The 1,366-nt window shown below is 75.0% G+C and carries 2 protein-coding genes; both read right to left on the reverse strand.

Features of this window, described 5'->3' with window-relative positions; translation table 11 throughout:
* Positions 1-777: cysteine desulfurase family protein (locus ESO86_RS17030; protein WP_165308267.1), on the reverse strand; the 777-nt coding region annotated here is incomplete at its 3' end.
* On the reverse strand, positions 774-1,366 hold a 593-nt coding region (gene nadC, locus ESO86_RS17035), incomplete at its 5' end, for a carboxylating nicotinate-nucleotide diphosphorylase (RefSeq protein ID WP_129235968.1). The genes ESO86_RS17030 and nadC, both read right to left, overlap by 4 nt.

Raw genomic sequence — 1,366 nt, forward strand, 5'->3', positions numbered from 1 at the left:
CGCGGCATCCGCCCGCTCGCCCTCGGCGAGGCGCAGGGCCGTCGCGAACGCGACCGCACCGGCGACGTTCTCGGTGCCGGAGCGTCGTCCGCGCTCCTGTCCGCCGCCGTGGAGCACCGGTTCGATCGGCAGTCGGCCGCGCACGACCAGGGCGCCCGTGCCCTTCGGTGCGCCGACCTTGTGCCCGGCGAGCGAGAGCGCGTCGACGCCGAGGTCGTCGATCGCCAGCGGCAGCCATCCGGCCGCCTGCACGGCGTCGGTGTGCATGAGGGCCCCCGAAGCGTGCGCCACCGTCGCGAGGTCGGCGATCGGGTTCACGGTCCCGACCTCGTTGTTCGCCAGCTGCACCGAGACGAGCGTCGTGTCCGGGCGGATGACCCGGGCGAGCGCCTCGGGCGTCACCGTGCCGGTCGCATCGACCTCGACCTCGTCGATCTCGAAGCCGTGCAGCCGGCGCAGCGCGTCGGCGGCCCCGAGCACGGCCTCGTGCTCGACGGGGGAGACCACGACGTGCCGCCCGCGCGGGTTCGCGAGCGCCAGGCCCGTGACCGCGAGGTTGTCGGCCTCGGTTCCGCCCGACGTGAACACGACGTCGCCCGGGCGGCATCCGACGACCGAGGCGACCTCGGCGCGAGCCCACGCCAGTGCGCGTGCCGCCTCCTCGCCGACGTCGTGCCGGCTCGACGGGTTGCCGAAGGCGCCGGTGAGGTACGGCCACATCGCCTCGAGCGCCTCGCGGCGGACGGGCGTCGTGGCGGCGTGGTCGGCGAAGATCACGCCGGGCCCGTCTCGATGACGACGTCGAGGCCGAGGTCGAGCGCGCGCGCCGAGTGCGTGAGCGCGCCGACCGAGATCACGTCGACGCCCGTTGCGGCGATGCCCGCGACGGTGTCGAGGTTCACCCCGCCCGAGGCCTCGACGATCGCGCGGCCGTCGATCAGCGCGACGCCCTCGCGCAGTGCGTCGAGGTCGAAGTTGTCGAGCATGATCGTGTCGGCGCCGCCCTCGAGCACGGCGGGGATCTGCTCGACGCGGTCGACCTCGACCTCGAGGTGGGCGGTGTGCGGCATCCGCTCGCGCGCCGCACGCAGCGCCTCGGCGAGGTCGGCACCGCCTGCCGTGAGCACGGCGAGGTGGTTGTCCTTGGCCATGATCGCGTCGGACAGCGAACGCCGGTGGTTGCGGCCGCCGCCGTCGCGCACGGCCTGCCGCTCGAGGCTGCGCAGCCCCGGGGTCGTCTTGCGGGTGTCGACGATGCGCGCGCGGGTGCCCGCGACCGCGTCGACGTAGCGTGCGGTCAGCGTCGCGACGCCCGACATCCGCTGCACGAGGTTCAGCGCGACCCGCTCGGCGCGCAGGATGCCGC

Source organism: Agromyces binzhouensis (assembly GCF_004135055.1).
GTDB classification, from domain to species: domain Bacteria; phylum Actinomycetota; class Actinomycetes; order Actinomycetales; family Microbacteriaceae; genus Agromyces; species Agromyces binzhouensis.